Here is a 14,175-nt window from a genome sequence, read left to right on the forward strand (position 1 = left end):
CCGTGAATCGAACGATCGCTCTATCGAATCGCGGTGACGGCTCCGTCTCGTACTGTGGCCGTGGCCATGAGCAAAGTGTATTCTTCGTCGGCTCCGACAGTAACTCTCAACTTGACTGCGAAATCGTAGTCGCCATTGGTCAAACTCTGCCCGCCGCAGTCGAGTGGGATTGCTCCGACCTCCACAACGCCGACGGTACCCGGCCGCAGGGTGACGTCAGGCAACTCGATCGCAGGAGTGCCGGCGAAGCCGACGATCCGTGCACCGTTCACGAACGCGGCATCGACGATGCCCGGGGCGGTGATCGACTGATCCGAGTCGTTGCGCAGATTCATCGCAATGCCGAGCCTGGACAAGGAGTACGTTGCCGACACGTCCAATTCGACAGCCGAGGGAAGCGGGCCACCGCACATCAGCAGCTCCCCATTCCACGGTTCGCTTGTCGTCGTGGACTGTTGCGGCGAGTTCGCTCGTGTTATGAGGACGACGACGACGGCAGCAACGAGTACTGCGGCGCCAATCGGCAACCACATTCGCCGTCCTGTGAATCGAACTCCTGGTTCCTTGTTTGGACTGTCGGTCATTCGTATCACATCCTCCCGGCGTCCTCTGGTATGAAGTGAGAGACTGTTGAAATAATGCTATCCTATGATAGCTTCGTTTACGACGGACACACTCGCCGCCTTCATTATGACTCTGCGAAACGTGCGACGACGGGTTTCGTGAATTGTCGTTTAGTTCAAGTCGACGTGTAATGCTGCAAGGGCTGTGTCGAGTCGCGAACCTACCATATACTGTCCTAGCTGCCCGGTAACGCAGCCGTTTACTTCATTCACGATGGCTGAAACAACCGCATACCCCGCGCCTGCGATGTACACCGGTCCGCCGCTATCGCCGTGTCACGCTTTGAGAGTCCAGTCTGTATAGGCCTTTCCGAATTGTTCGTACCATTTCCCCAAGACGCTGTATTGGTCAGGTGGACGATCCCGTAGTCCTGACCCTTCGACGGAATATATATCGATTTGTGACTCTTTCCGAGCAGTCGTTGAACAAGATCCGACAACCGTAGACCGTACTTCGAATCAACGTCGCCGGACGTGGTGCAATGCCCGGCCGAGAGAATGTATGGCATATTGTCAGTCACGCTATGGACCATAAAGCCACCTGAGCAACCAGACATCCAGATGCCGCCCCTGAACGGACTGGTACAGGTAAGGTGGCCGAGGGTCGTATTGCACGTCGCGGGTTGAACAGAGACTCCAAGCACTGTGACACTGGGAAAGTCTCCGACAGCGTCCATCGACGCCTGCACCTGATCGGGCCGGACGCGGACCTCTAGTTGGTTCGTTTCCTGAAGGAATGCACTGCTGATAGGAGTTATCTGGACGGACTCAAGGGCCGCATTCACGAGCGTGCTGTCGCTGGGGCTTCCGCCACTCCCGATTCCAGGCCGGCGGCCTGTGCGTCCGACTGGCTCAGTGCTGCCGTGAGGAGCAGGATCGCCGCACCCGCGACAACAGTTCGCAACTGCCGCGTTAGAGACAACCTGAACATGTTGGCCTCCGATACCGATACGGATCAATCGGGCGCGTTCACTGGCAGTGAATGCGCTGAACACTAGTCTGCTTCGATGATTGCCAACGGCAACTGTTGCAGAATCGTTATGTATTTTGGCCACTCGGAGACAGGCCAGGATGTTGGTGAGGGTTTCGCGACCCTGCCCTGGTGTAGTGAAAGCGCCTGTCCCGCAACAGATAGTGGACCTTGCGAGGGGTGCCAAGCCGTCGAGGGAACGCAATCGGCGATTTCTTCGCAGGTCACCGAGGTGTTGGCGGATACCTGGGGCGGGACGTGGGCGCACGAGCTGGCTCGGGTGCTCGCCGATCTGGCGGCGCAGTCCCCGACGGGACGGATTGTGAGTCCGGGATCGGCCAGTCGGAGGGCTGGTACAGGCCGGTCGCGTCAGTGACTACGACGGGGGCAGCTTTTGGATCGCCGCGCGGCACGGGAGCCTGACGGAACCTTGATGCTGGACGATGGCACCGCGGTGGAAACGGGGGCGGGCAAGCTCCACCTAGACTCCGTGCTGGACATGTCCTCGAGGCGGATCGTCGGGCTCGCTGTCGGCGAGCACCCCGGCGCCGAGCTGACCTACGGGGCGCCGTTGATGCCGGTAGCGGTACGCGGGGGAAAGAGGCCATCGCCGGAGTGATCATGCACACCGATCAGGCCATCGGGCTCACCATCGACACAGCCGCCAGAGACCTGCACTGGTCTATCTCCACCGAGTCCCACATCGAGCCTGGCCACTCCTCGGACCGCGAGAAGATCACCTACCGCGACTACCTCGCAAACGAACGGACTGCGGGTTGTCAAGATAGGAGCATCCGTCGATTGCGAAGAGCCCAAACCGCTGGCGACCGCAGGTGTCAATCGCCTGAACGAATATTCCTCAACTCCCTCCCGTAGTCTTGCCCAGCTCCGGAGCCTGCGCCTGCAGCTGAGCCAGCCGCGCCGGGTCCTGAACCTCCATCCAGGCGATCAGATCGCGGAACGGCACGCATTCGGTGTCTGCCTTGCCGCAGGTCTCCTGGACGAACTTGCCGATGGCGTCGGAGTAGGCGTTATTGTTCCACTGGTTGAAGTGGTTGCCGAGGATCAGCGGCGCCCGGTTGCCGTTGAAGGTGTCGTTGTACATGTCGTTGTAGGTGGCGACCACCTGGTCCATGTCCTTCTGCGACTGTTCTTTGCTGGGCAGGCCGTCGACGCCGGCCTTCTCCTGGCTGTAATAGAAGTTGTAGTCCATGGTGATCTGCACGTGCTGGGTGCGCTGACTCGGATCCAGATCCGTGTTGCCGGTGATGGTGCCGTGCATCGGGTATTCGGCCATCCCGATCTGCCAGATCTTGTTGGTCGGCGACTGGGTGGGCCAGGAGATGCCGCGCCGGGTGAACGACGAGTCGTAGATCATGTTGTGCTGCGCCAGCGCGGGGAACAGGTCCTCGATGTGGCCCTCCAGGCAGGGCGTCCGCTCGCCGCGGATGTCGTTCTTCGTCACCTTCAGCGTCGGCAGTTGCTGAGTCGGATTGTTCGCCTTGTAGTTCTTGATGAGCGCGAAGAACTGATCGAGTTCGGTGTTCCAGTCGGCCGCCGTCCAGCTGTCGCCTCCGCCGGCTCCGCAGAAGTGCCCGTTGAAGTGCGTCCCGACCTCGTTGCCGATGTCCAGCGAATGGTTCAGGTCGTTGATCTCCACCGGCAGATCGGCCGGCAGGTTCCAGTTGATGTCCGAGGCGCCCGGCTGATGACCCGGTCCCTGGTAGTGGTCCTTGGTCGCTTCGGTGAGCATGTAAGTGCCGGACAGAAACCCGGTGAATCGGAACGGCACCTTCTTCGCCATGTCGAACCAGTACTGCCACTTCTCGTCCCAGCCGACGCCGTCGAAGCTGACGACGATGAACTGCGGCGGCTTCTCGCCCGCCTTGAGCTTCGTCGGCACGAATCCGTCGGGCAGCGCGACACCGTCCTTCGGGTGGTCGAAACTGCCGGTGCCGGCCGGGCCGGCGGACGATGACGTCGCCGTCGTCGGGCCGGTGGCGCTCGACGGTGCCGTCGAGGTGCCGCTCGTCCCAGTACCCGAACTGCTCCCTGCGGTCGAGCTGCCGGCTCCGTCGGCGGAGCCGGAGGTCGCCGACCCGCCCGAGGCCGACGACGATTGGACGGGTCTGCCGTTGGCGTCCTCGCTGGGTGCCGCGTTCGTCGGCGCGACGGTGACGTTGCTCGTCACGGTCACCGGCGCAGCGCTGTCCGACGACGAGCAGGCGCCTGCCAACAGTGCGGTCGATACGCCGACCGCGACGGCCAACATCCTGGTGCGAGAACGCACGCGATCACTCCTTCTCCCCGGCCGGGCGATGGCCCGGCCGCGGAATCCTGTGGATTTCCCCGACGGTGACAGGACGTCCCGGGACCGCCCGAGGTTGCCTGCGAAGATCCATCCCGCTCCGCCCCGCCCGTCCATCTTGCGCCTCCGGCCGGTGGCGGGCCGGTCCCACACGCACAGCAGCCGCACAGACTGCGACCGGCGTCACATCCAGCGGCGCGATGAGGCACACCCGGGGGAGCCAGCCGTCAGCTGCGGTCCCAGCGGTGCAACGCCGGTGCCCGGCCGGAGATGACCGCGGCCAGCATGCCCAGATGGGCGAGCTTGGCGATCTCCGTGCGGCGAAGGACCGGCCCGCCGGGCCGGCCGACAATGACGCAGACATCGGCCGACCCGATCGGCGCTGCGGCCAACTCGGTGCCGACCATTCGCCACGACTCCGGCACCCAGTGATCGTCGGCGTCGAGTTCGGTGGCTCGGGTCAGCGGTGCCCAGCCGGGCACCACGCCCGCGAAGTCCGGCGCCCCGCCGCCGGTGGCCAGTACCTCGACCTCGCCGGACAGCGGCGCCTTCACCACCGCCGCCCAACCGACCCGCAACACATCGGGCAGCAGCTCGGCGAGAGTCTCGACGGCGTGGTCCGGATCGGCGGCAATGGCCTCGACCATCTCCCATTCGCGGTGCGAATCGGCAACTCCGGGGTCGGGGCGCACCGAATCGACCCGCACCCCGGGGACCGATTCGGCCGCGGTGATCAGCGCATCGGCCGCCCGGCTGCGCGGCAATTCGACCACCAGGTCGTCGACGGCCCGCCCGCCCGCCCGTTCGACGACGTCCATCGCCAGGATGTCGGCGTCGATGGTGCCCAGCGCGGTCGCGACAGCGCCCAGGGCGCCCGGCCGGTCGGGGAGCTCGACGCGCATCAGATAGGACACGGTGTGCTCTCCCTTCGACGTTGCCCGGCGGTGCCGCGGCCCGGCGGGGCTCGCCGCCGTGTGCGCTCGTGCTGCGCGTTTACCCACATGCTGCCAGTGAGCCCCGGTCTTCGGGAGTCGCCTGGGTTACCAGCAGATCACACCGGGCACCCGAGCCCGACCGAACCGTGGCGAGCCCGGCGGGAACCAGCGCAGGGACGGCTGCCGGCCCGGCACTAGGATCGAGTCGAACGATCGGGGCCCGACGGTCCCGAGACCGCTGACGGGCGGCCGATGATCCGGCCGGCCCGCGACCGGACACCTGGGAGAGTAGTGACCACTGCCGACGAACCCGCGCTGACCAGGGATGACGTGGCTCATCTGGCACACCTGTCGAGGCTGGAACTGACCGACGCCGAGCTTGATACCTACCTCGGTCAGCTCGGCGTGATCCTGCACTCGGTGGCCAGGGTCGGTGAGGTGGCCGGCGACGACGTCGAGCCCACCACCCACGCCGTGCCGCAGACCAATGTCTTCCGGGACGACGTCGAGGTGCCGTGCCTGCCGCACGCCGCGGCACTGGCGTCCGCGCCCGCCTCCTACGAGGGCCGGTTCCGCGTCCCGCAGATCCTGGGCGAGGAAGCATGAGCGCCGACCTGACCCGGCGCAGCGCCGCGGAGCTGGCCTCCGCCATCGCGTCCCGTGAGGTCAGCGCGGTGGAGGTGACTCGGGCGCACCTCGATCGGATCGGTGCCGTCGATCCCGACGTGCATGCCTTCCTGCATGTCTCCGACGAGCTGGCGCTGGCCCAGGCGGCCGAGGTCGACCGGGCGTTCGACGCGGGGGAGCAGTCGGCGTCGCCGCTGGCCGGAGTCCCGTTGGCGCTCAAGGACATCGTGGTGCAGAAGGGGGTGCCGACCACCGCCGGGTCGAAGATTCTCGAGGGTTGGCTCCCGCCCTACGACGCGACCATCACCCGGAAGCTGCTGGACGCGGGCATCGTGATCCTGGGTAAGACGAACATGGACGAGTTCGCCATGGGCAGCTCGACCGAGAACTCGGCCTACGGCCCCACCCGTAACCCTTGGGACCTGTCCAAGATCCCCGGCGGCTCGGGCGGTGGTTCGTCAGCCGCGCTGGCCGCCTTCGAGGCGCCACTGGCCATCGGTACGGACACCGGTGGCTCGATCCGGCAGCCGGCGTCGGTCACCGGCACCGTCGGCGCGAAGCCCACCTACGGCGGCGTGTCCCGCTACGGCGTGATCGCCCTCGCGTCCTCGCTGGACCAGCCGGGTCCGTGCGCACGCACCGTGCTGGACACGGCGATGTTGCACGAGGTGATCGCCGGTCACGACCCGATGGACGCCACCTCGATCCCGCAGCCGGTGCCGAACGTGGTGGCCGCGGTGCGGCGCGGCCAGGCTGACGGCGTCGCAGGGATGAAGATCGGCGTGGTGAAACAGCTCGGCGGCCAGGGCTACCAGCCCGGCGTGCTGAGTTCCTTCCGGTCTGCGGTCGAGCAACTGCAGGCCGCCGGTGCGGAGATCGTCGAGGTCGACTGCCCGCACTTCGAGTACGGGCTGGCGGCCTACTACCTGATCCTGCCCAGCGAATGCAGCTCGAACCTGGCCAGGTTCGACGCCATGCGCTACGGGCTACGGATCGGGGATGACGGCACCGCATCGGCCGAGCAGGTGATGTCGCTGACCCGCGGCGCCGGCTTCGGCGCCGAGGTGAAGCGGCGGATCATCCTGGGCACTTATGCATTGTCCGCCGGCTACTACGACGCCTACTACGGCTCGGCGCAGAAGGTTCGCACACTGATCCGGCAGGACTTCGAGAAGGCCTATCAGCAGGCGGATGTGCTGATCTCGCCGGCCTCGCCGACCACCGCTTTCGGCATCGGCGAGAAGGTCGACGATCCGATGGCTATGTACCTCAACGACCTGGCGACCATTCCCGGTTCGCTGGCCGGCATCCCGGCGATGAGCGTGCCCAGCGGGATCGCCGCCGACACCGGATTGCCGGTGGGCCTGCAGATCATGGGGCCGGCGCTGGGCGAGGAACGCATGTACCGGGTGGCCGCCGCCTTCGAGGCCGGCTATCTGGCCGAACACGGAACGACTGTGCCGCAGCAGATTCCGGCGCTGGAGGGGACTGCTCGATGAGCGAGCTGATGGACAGCGGGTTGATGGATTACGACGAGGCGCTGGAGAGGTTCGACCCGGTGCTCGGGCTCGAGGTGCACGTCGAGCTGGGCACCGTCACCAAGATGTTCTGCGGGTGCCCGACCGGTTTCGGTGCCGCGCCGAACACCCAGGTGTGCCCGGTCTGCCTGGCGCTGCCCGGGGCGATGCCGACGGTCAACCGGCAGGCGGTGGAATACGCGATCAAGATCGGCCTGGCGCTGAACTGCGAGATTGCCGAGCTGTGCCGGTTCTCCCGGAAGAACTACTACTACCCGGACATGCCGAAGAACTACCAGATCTCGCAGTACGACGAACCGATCGCGTTCGGCGGCTATCTGGATGTCGATGTCGACGGGGAGACCGTCCGGATCGAGATCGAGCGGGCGCACATGGAGGAGGACACCGGCAAGTCCACCCACATCGGCGGCGCGACCGGTCGCATCCACGGAGCCGAGTACTCGCTGCTGGACTACAACCGAGCCGGCGTGCCGCTGGTCGAGATCGTCACCAAACCGGTGACCGGTACCGGGAAGGCGGCGCCGGCAGTGGCCCGTGCCTACGTCGCGGCGTTGCGCGATTTGCTGGCCGCTTTGGACGTCTCGGACGTCAGGATGGACCAGGGCTCGCTGCGCTGCGATGCAAACCTCTCGCTGATGGAGAAGGGTGCCCCCGAGTTCGGCACCCGCACGGAGACCAAGAACGTGAACTCGCTGCGCAGCGTCGAACGGGCCGTGCGCTACGAGATCACCCGACAGGCAGCGCGGTTGGCCGCCGGGCAGACGATCAAACAGGAGACCAGGCACTTCGACGAGTCCACCGGCACCACCGCTGCCGGGCGTTCCAAGGAGACCGCCGAGGACTACCGGTATTTCCCGGAACCCGACCTGGTTCCGGTGACGCCGGAACGGGAATGGGTCGAGCGGGTGCGGGCCACGCTGCCGGAGCTGCCCTGGCTGCGCCGCGCCCGGCAGCAGGCCGAGTGGGGCTTCACCGACCTGGAGATGCGCGATCTGGTGGCCGCGGACGGTGTCTCGCTGGTCGAGCAAACGGTCGCTGCCGGTGCCTCGCCGGGCGAGGCCCGGTCCTGGTGGGGTTCGTATCTTGGGCAGCAGGCCAACAACCGCGGCGTGACGTTGGCCGAACTGCCGATCAGCCCGACCCAGGTGGCCGCGGTGGTCAGCTTGGTGAACGACGGCAAGCTGACGGCCAAGCTGGCCCGCCAGGTGGTCGACGGCGTGCTGGCGGGCGAGGGGGAGCCCGACCAGGTGATCGCCGCTCGTGGGCTGGCGGTGGTCAGCGACGATGCGCCGCTGCAGCAGGCGATCGACGACGCACTGGCCGCGCAACCCGACGTGGCGGAAAAGATTCGCAGCGGCAAGGTGCAGGCGATCGGCGCCATCCTCGGTGCGGTGATGAAGGCGACCCGCGGTCAGGCCGACGCCGGCCGGGTGCGGGAGCTGGTGCTCAAGACGCTGGGCGTCGATAGCTGACCCGAGCCGGCGGGAACGCTGGAGTGCATCGAAAGTGGTGTGACGGGCCACTTCCGGTGCATTCGGCGTCGGCAGGCTCTGCGGGGATCAGTCCGGGCCGTTGCTGCCGCCGCCACCGCCGGCCGGGATCACGATCACCCGGTCGTCGCTGGCGGTGGGCTTGCCCTTGCCATCCTTGTTCGACGTGGTCGCCCAGAAGATCTCTTCCTTGGTGCCGGCGCCCCCGAGCGTCAGGGTCAGCAGCCGGCCGTACTTCTTCTCCAGCAGGGTCTCCGGATTTCCGGTGAAGTTGCCCTTCGCATCCGTCCGAATCGCCACCACGCGCTGCGCGTCCAGCGAGCTGAAGCCGAGCTGGGCGCTCGCCAACGAACAGTCCGCAGCGCCGCCCTGCGACGGCTTCCAGGTCCAGACGGCCTGCCCGGACGGCACTTTCGTGTAGCTGCCGCCGGCCTTGACCCCGACCAGGACGTCCTGCCCGGTCCGGTGGTCGAGGGCGCCCATGGTCGAGCCGAGCGCGCACATCCCGGTCACGTCGGTGAAGCCGGAGGCGAACACCGGCGACGTCGGATCCGGGTTGCCCTTAGACGGCTTGCCGAACTCGTCGACCCGCAACACCTTGCCGGCCAGGCTCTTCGGGTCTGCTGCCAGGTCCGGCTTCCCGGCGTCGCCGGTGCCGATGTAGAGCTGACCGTCGGTGCCGAACTCGATCCGCCCGCCGTTGTGGTCGCTGCCTTTCGGAATGCCGGTCAGGATCGCTTTGGGAGTGTCTCCCGGCGCCAGCCGCAGCACCCGGTTGTCGGTCTTGGTGGTGACGTAGGCGTAGATGAGGCTGTCCTCGTCGTAGGCCGGGGAGAACGCGATCCCCAGCAGTCCGCCCGATCCGGAGGCGTCGATGCCGTCGACGGTGGCGTACTCGACCGGGTCCTTCTTCGGCGCGATCCGCAGGATCTTGCCGGTGGTCCGTTCGCCGACCAGTGCCGATTGACCGTCCGCGAACACCGCCAGCCCCCAGGGCGCGTCCAGGCACGCGGCGATCACCGCCGGGTCGCTGGGGGTGCACGGGTCCAGCTCGGCGCTGCTGCTCGCCGATGACGATGGCTGCGGCTGGCCGGACGAGGGCGTCGTCGGCGACGAGGGCGAGGACGGGGTCGACGACTGGCCGACCCGCGGCTGGGACGGTTCCACCGGCACCGCCGCCGGTTCGGTCAGCGACGGCTGCGCACCGTAGGACGATTGCGGCCCGGAGAAGTCGGCGCAGCCGGCGAGCACCAGCAGCAAGGTCGCGGCCGCGGCGGTGAACGCCCAACGTCGGTGGGCGGACGCGATCCGACGCCGATCGGCCGGCCGCCGGTGCGAGGAGTCTGTTGGTCGGGTCATCGCCCTCCACGGTACGGGCCGGGGCGACCCGGCACGCGCGGATCGTCAACCCGGAGGTGAACGACACCGCCGGCCGGGTTGACCGTCATCAGCGCTTGCCCCAGTCCCACTGCGGGGTGGTGAGAATGCTCAACGCGGGCACCTTCGTCTCGCCGAGGTCCTTCACCAGCTCGATCTGTCGAGGATCCGACGGTTCGGGCTCGTCGTCCAGCGCCCGCGCGCCCAGCTGGTCGATCAGCACTCTCGAGTGCGAGACCACCAGAACCTGGGTACGCCGCGCCGCCTGCGCGATCAGCCGGCCCAGGGGCGGCAACAGGTCAGGATGCAGCGAGGTCTCCGGCTCGTTGAGCACCATCAGCCGCGGCGGGTCGACGGTGAGCAACGCCGTCATCCACAGCAGGTAGCGCAGCGTGCCATCGGATAGTTCGGCCGACCGCAGCGGCCGCAACATGCCGGGCTGCTGCAGCGCAACGTCGAACACCCCGTCGCTGACACTGACCCTCAGCGTTGCGCCGTCGAAGGCGTCGGCGACCGCAGTCGCGAGGTCCCGTCGCCCGGTCTCGTCGATGGTCTGGACCGCCGCGGCCAGGTCGGCGCCGTCGTCGGCCAGCACCGGCGTCCTGGTGCCGACCCGTGGGCGGCGGGCCGGCGCAGCGGCGTCCGTCCGGAACCCGTCGTAAAACCGCCACGACCGGATCTGCTCGCGCAGCGCGAACAGCTCGGGAGCCCGCTCCGGGTCGGCGATCTCGGCGAGCATGCTGCGATGGCCTGCCAGCTGGTCGGTCAGCAGCTGCCAGCCCCGCCCGGCTTCGGCGGTTTCCACCACTTGCCGGGTCCGCCGGACCAAGGTCGCGGCCGGCCGCATCACCGGCCCGGCGAACACCACCTCGCGCTTGATCGTCGGGTCGAGCGCGAACGCCGACTCGCTCGGGGTCGGCAGTCCCAGGTCCACCAGATAGCTGAAATCGTCGGCGCCGAAACCCATCCGCAGGCTCACCGGACCGGACCGCACGGTGCCCTGCACCGGTGCGCCCCGGCGGGCGGCGCCGAGCGTTGCCGGGCCGGCCCAGAGGGCCGACTGCAGTCCGCCCTCACGGGCCAGCGAGCCGATCACCGCCCCCTGGCTGCAATCGGCCAGCAGGCGCAACGCGCGGTAGAGCGACGACTTCCCGCTGCCGTTCGCGCCGGTGATCACCGTCAACGGACCCAACGGCACCACCAGGTCCCGCAGCGAGCGGTACCCGGAGACGGCGAGCGTGCGGATCATGCGGGTCAACCTACGGCGCCGTTCCGACATCACCACCGTCGCCGTCGATGCTTGTCGCTGGGACGCTAATCTGGGTGCGCTGAGTCAGCACATCCACCCGATAGGGGCAATGACGTGGTTGACGGTCGACTGCGGTCCGCGATTCGTGGACTGACGGTAGCGGTCGCGGTGGGTGCGGTGCTCGCGTCCTGTAGTCCGGGGGACCCTTCGGCCGCCGACGGTATGTCATCCCCGAGCCTCGCGGCCGAGTCTGCGCACCCGTCCGCTGCCCCTCCGACGACCGCGGCCAGCGTGAGTGGCGTGCGATCGACGGTGCCGTCGACAGTCCGATCGACGGTGCGATCGACGGTGCGATCGACGGTGCCGTCGGCAGTGCGATCGACCGTCGCGGAACCGACCGCACCCAGCCGGTCGACGAGCGATTCCGCCCGCCCGAGCAGCACTGCGCCGCTGTATCCGGTGGCGGGTGTGGTGGACGGCGACACCATCAAGGTGCGGATCGACGGGACGTCGCACACCGTGCGGATCATCGGCATCGATACGCCGGAGCTGCACAAACCCGGATACGCGCTGGCGTGCTTCGGGCAGCAGGCAGCGAGCCGCATGCAGTCGCTGGTGCAGAGCAAACAGGTTCGGCTGCAGGCGGATCCGACCCAGGCAGACGTCGATCGCTATGGCCGGCTGCTGCGGCACGTGCTGCTGCCGGACGGCAGATCGGTCGCGCTGCTGATGATCCGTGAAGGTTTCGGACGCGAGTACACCTACGACCGTCCGTATACCGGTCAGGCCGACTATCGCGCCGCGGAAGCCACGGCGCGAGGCGCGCACGCCGGGTTGTGGGGTGCGTGCGGCGGCTTCCCGACGGCCGTCCCGTCGGTCCCGAAGAGCTCCGTTGTCCAACCGCCCCCGACGACCAAGGTGCCGCAGGCCGAGCAGAGTTCAGCCTGCGACATCAAGGGCAACATCAACAGCAAGGGCGAGAAGATCTACCACACACCGGGTTCACGGTCCTACGCGGCGACGAAGATCACCGAGTCCAAGGGCGAGCGCTGGTTCTGCAGCGCCGCCGAGGCGGAGGCCGCCGGCTGGCGCGCCCCCCTGGGCTGAACCCGGTCCCGCGAATGCTCAGCGGGCCGGCACCTGCCGGACCGCGCCGGTAGAGGCCGAGGTCGCCATCGACGCGTACGCCTGCAGGGCCTTGCTGACCACCCGATCGCGATCGGCCGGGTGCCACGGGTTCTCCGAGGCGTCCATCTTTGCCCTGCGGTCGGCCAGCTCTTCGTCGGACACGTTGACCCGCAACAGTCTGGAGTGCACGTCGATCTCGATCTCGTCGCCGTCGACCACCAGGCCGATGGCGCCGCCGGAGGCGGCCTCGGGGGAGATGTGGCCGACCGAGATGCCCGACGAACCGCCGGAGAACCGTCCGTCGGTGATCAGCGCGCAGACCTTGCCCAGCCCCAGCCCCTTGATGAACGACGTCGGGTGCAGCATCTCCTGCATGCCGGGGCCGCCGGCCGGTCCTTCGTAGCGGACCACCACCACATCGCCGGCCTTCACCCGCTTGGACAGGATGGCGTCGACCGCGGCCTCCTGGGACTCGACGACAACCGCGGTGCCGACGAAGTGGAACAATTCCTCGTCGATGCCGGCGGTCTTGATCACCGCACCGTCCTGCGCCAGGTTCCCGAACAGCACCGCCAACCCGCCGTCGACGGTGTAGGCATGTTCTTGGTCCCGGATGCAGCCGTAGACCGGATCGGTGTCCAAACTGTCCCAACGGTTGTCGGTGGAGAACGCCTGGGTGGTGCGGACCCCGCCCGGGGCGGCGTGGAACAGCTGGTTCGCGGCGTCGGTCGCCTTGCCACCGCGCACGTCCCAGTCGTCCAGCCAGCCCTGCAGATCGGCCGAGTGCACGCTGTGCACGTCGGTCTCCAGCAGGCCGGACCGGTTGAGCTCGCCGAGCAGCGCCGGGATGCCGCCGGCGCGGTGCACGTCCTCCATGTGGAAACGCGGGTGGTTCGGCGCCACCTTCGACAGGCACGGCACCCGGCGGGACAGCGCATCGATATCGGCCAGGGTGAAGTCGACCTCGCCCTCCTGGGCCGCGGCAAGGATGTGCAGCACGGTGTTGGTGGACCCGCCCATCGCCACGTCGAGGGTCATCGCGTTGGCGAACGCCTTCTCGTCGGCGATCGAGCGGGGCAGCACCGAGTCGTCGTCATTCTCGTAGTAGCGCTTGGCCAGCTCGGTCACCAGCGAGCCGGCGCGCAGGAACAGTTCCTTACGGGCGACATGGGTGGCCAGGGTGGAGCCGTTGCCGGGCAACGATAATCCGAGCGCCTCGGTGAGGCAGTTCATCGAGTTCGCGGTGAACATCCCCGAGCAACTGCCGCAGGTCGGGCAGGCCGCCTGCTCCAGTGCGGACAATCCCTCGTCGGACACTTCGGAGGCGGAGGCGTTGATCGCCGAGATCAGGTTGGTCGGTGGACTGGCCACCCCGTCAACGATGACGGCCTTGCCGGCCTCCATCGGACCGCCGGAGACGAACACCGTCGGGATGTTCAGCCGCAGCGCCGCCATCAGCATGCCCGGGGTGATCTTGTCGCAGTTGGAGATGCAGACCAGCGCGTCGGCGGTGTGTGCGTTCACCATGTACTCGACCGAGTCGGCGATCAGCTCGCGGCTGGGCAGCGAGTAGAGCATGCCGGCATGGCCCATCGCGATGCCGTCGTCGACGGCGATGGTGTTGAACTCCTTGGCCACCCCGCCGGCCTCCTTGATCGCGCCGGCCACCAGATCGCCCATGTCCTTGAGGTGCACGTGGCCAGGCACGAACTGGGTGTAGGAGTTGGCGATCGCGATGATCGGCTTGCCGAAATCGTCGTCGCCCATGCCGGTGGCCCGCCAGAGGGCGCGGGCGCCGGCCATGTTGCGGCCGTGGGTCGATGTGCGGGAACGATAGGCAGGCATGGGCGGAGAACTCCTACGGGGGACCGGGTTTCGTTCGACCCGGGATGACGGCGACGTCGGTATCGGGAGGGGCGCACGCCCCTGG

The 14,175-nt window shown here is 67.6% G+C and carries 11 protein-coding genes; 5 read left to right on the forward strand and 6 right to left on the reverse strand.

The window, feature by feature from the left end; translation table 11 throughout:
* Positions 1-20: 20 nt before the first annotated feature.
* Entirely contained in the window at positions 21-584 is a 564-nt protein-coding gene (locus K340_RS0118675) for a hypothetical protein (protein WP_154674352.1), read from the reverse strand.
* 1,442 nt (positions 585-2,026) lie between these two features.
* Between K340_RS0118675 and K340_RS0118680 the strand changes: the two genes are divergently transcribed.
* Positions 2,027-2,212 carry a hypothetical protein gene (locus K340_RS0118680; RefSeq protein WP_029137828.1) on the forward strand — a complete coding sequence of 62 codons (186 nt, stop codon included), beginning with the start codon at positions 2,027-2,029 and terminating at the stop codon, positions 2,210-2,212.
* Positions 2,213-2,452: 240 nt separating this feature from the next.
* Here the strand turns inward: K340_RS0118680 and K340_RS31420 are convergent, their stop codons facing one another.
* Positions 2,453-3,883, reverse strand: coding sequence for a polysaccharide deacetylase family protein (locus K340_RS31420; RefSeq protein ID WP_154674353.1), 1,431 nt, complete (start codon positions 3,881-3,883; stop codon positions 2,453-2,455).
* 245 nt (positions 3,884-4,128) lie between these two features.
* Positions 4,129-4,815 (reverse strand): ACT domain-containing protein, encoded by a 687-nt coding sequence (locus K340_RS0118695; protein ID WP_029137829.1) that lies wholly within the window; start codon positions 4,813-4,815, stop codon positions 4,129-4,131.
* 312 nt (positions 4,816-5,127) lie between these two features.
* On the opposite strand from K340_RS0118695, the gene gatC reads away from it, so the two are divergent.
* Genes gatC through gatB form a run of 3 tightly spaced genes read left to right on the forward strand, consistent with a single transcriptional unit; the run spans position 5,128 to position 8,473 of the window.
* Positions 5,128-5,442 (forward strand): Asp-tRNA(Asn)/Glu-tRNA(Gln) amidotransferase subunit GatC, encoded by a 315-nt coding sequence (gatC, locus tag K340_RS0118700; RefSeq protein WP_029137830.1) that lies wholly within the window; start codon positions 5,128-5,130, stop codon positions 5,440-5,442.
* Positions 5,439-6,962 carry an Asp-tRNA(Asn)/Glu-tRNA(Gln) amidotransferase subunit GatA gene (gatA, locus tag K340_RS0118705; protein WP_029137831.1) on the forward strand — a complete coding sequence of 508 codons (1,524 nt, stop codon included), beginning with the start codon at positions 5,439-5,441 and terminating at the stop codon, positions 6,960-6,962. The genes gatC and gatA overlap by 4 nt, the downstream gene beginning before the upstream one ends.
* Positions 6,959-8,473 carry an Asp-tRNA(Asn)/Glu-tRNA(Gln) amidotransferase subunit GatB gene (gatB, locus tag K340_RS0118710; protein WP_029137832.1) on the forward strand — a complete coding sequence of 505 codons (1,515 nt, stop codon included), beginning with the start codon at positions 6,959-6,961 and terminating at the stop codon, positions 8,471-8,473. Before gatA ends, gatB begins: the two co-directional genes overlap by 4 nt.
* Positions 8,474-8,560: 87 nt before the next feature.
* Here the strand turns inward: gatB and K340_RS0118715 are convergent, their stop codons facing one another.
* On the reverse strand, positions 8,561-9,850 hold the full coding sequence (locus K340_RS0118715) for a PQQ-dependent sugar dehydrogenase (protein WP_051266832.1): 1,290 nt from the start codon (positions 9,848-9,850) through the stop codon (positions 8,561-8,563).
* A gap of 88 nt (positions 9,851-9,938) precedes the next feature.
* A complete protein-coding gene (locus K340_RS0118720; RefSeq protein WP_037365654.1) occupies positions 9,939-11,117 on the reverse strand; it encodes an AAA family ATPase in 1,179 nt (392 codons plus the stop codon).
* A 372-nt stretch (positions 11,118-11,489) separates the two neighbouring features.
* Here K340_RS0118720 and K340_RS31425 point away from each other — a divergent pair, with 372 nt between their 5' ends.
* Entirely contained in the window at positions 11,490-12,224 is a 735-nt protein-coding gene (locus K340_RS31425) for a thermonuclease family protein (RefSeq protein ID WP_211229535.1), read from the forward strand.
* Positions 12,225-12,242: 18 nt separating this feature from the next.
* Here K340_RS31425 and ilvD read toward each other — a convergent pair whose 3' ends face one another.
* The gene (ilvD, locus tag K340_RS0118730) at positions 12,243-14,090 is read right to left on the reverse strand and encodes a dihydroxy-acid dehydratase (protein ID WP_029137835.1); all 1,848 of its coding nucleotides are present in this window, start codon (positions 14,088-14,090) and stop codon (positions 12,243-12,245) included.
* Positions 14,091-14,175 lie beyond the last annotated feature (85 nt).

Source organism: Nakamurella lactea DSM 19367 (genome assembly GCF_000426645.1).
Lineage (GTDB): Bacteria > Actinomycetota > Actinomycetes > Mycobacteriales > Nakamurellaceae > Nakamurella > Nakamurella lactea.